Annotated in this window: 1 protein-coding gene; it reads left to right on the top strand. The window is 43.4% G+C overall.

The genetic code is table 11. From position 1 onward, the window contains the following. Window positions 1–110 precede the first annotated feature (110 nt). Window positions 111–1,079 (top strand): IS30 family transposase, encoded by a 969-nt coding sequence (locus tag FCV43_RS00015; protein ID WP_136993653.1) that lies wholly within the window; start codon window positions 111–113, stop codon window positions 1,077–1,079. The last annotated feature ends 49 nt before the right edge of the window (window positions 1,080–1,128 follow it).

Genomic DNA, 1,128 nt, shown 5'->3' with positions numbered 1-1,128 from the left:
AAATTGTTTGTTATATTGCTTGGATTCAAGTACGAAGTGCGACACCTCTGAACATAAAAACAGTAAGGTGCGATAATCATGAAGTCTGCTCCCGCCAAGAAGTAAAAAACATGAAATATTCGCACCTCACTGAGAATGAAAGGTATATGATTTCTGCGCTTAGAAAGCAAGGAATTAGTACCGCTAAAATAGCTAAACAACTGGGTCGTCACAAAGCGACTATCTATCGAGAAATTGAACGCAACTCTCGATACGACCGGTACTTTGACAGGTACTCTTACCAAGCTTGGAGAGCGCAGCAAATGGCACGCAACCGACTCAGTCGTTCGCGTAGAAACAAACGCTATGATGAGCTCGACTTCAAACTCCCAGAAGCCTTGCTACGACTGGACTGGAGCCCTGACCAAATTGTTGGACACCTTAAAGTTAGAGGCTACCCAACAATGAGCCATGAGCTCATTTATCAGCACGTTTGGAATGACAAAGCTCATGGTGGCACGCTATGGAAACACTTGCGACAATCCACCAAGAAAAGGCGTAAGAGATACAACTCAAAAGACAGTCGAGGACGCCTAGCTAACAAGCGTCATATCACCGAAAGATCGAAAGCTGCTGAACACAGAAAAGAACCTGGTCACTGGGAAATTGATACGGTCGTTGGCCGGGGCACCAAGCACTGTATTGTCACTTTGGTCGATAGAATGACTGGCTACACTTTTATTGGGCAAATGGACGACAGAACGAGCGAATCACTCAACGTTAGAATGAGTAAAATAATGACGCGCTCAGATTTACCATTTAAGACAATTACAGCAGATAATGGCACTGAATTTCACAGCTACGCCCAACTAGAAAAACACCATAACTGTTTGTTTTACTTTGCAAACCCATATCATTCGTGGGAAAGAGGAACCAATGAAAACACTAATGGATTGATACGACAATACTTACCAAAGCGAACTTCTATGTCACATGTGACACAGAAGCTTTGTAATGAAATTGCACATAAATTAAACATGCGCCCACGCAAAAGGCTTGGGTATAGAATGCCAATGGAGTATATTCATGCCCACCTGTAGAAAGTGTCGCACTTCAAACTTGATACTAAGTTGCCCGCACGACAGAGCT

The sequence above is a fragment of the Vibrio genomosp. F6 genome, from assembly GCF_005146325.1.
Classification (GTDB): domain Bacteria; phylum Pseudomonadota; class Gammaproteobacteria; order Enterobacterales; family Vibrionaceae; genus Vibrio; species Vibrio cortegadensis.
The sequence above is the reverse complement of the archived record's forward strand: the minus strand, read 5'-3'. Positions and strand labels throughout refer to the sequence as shown.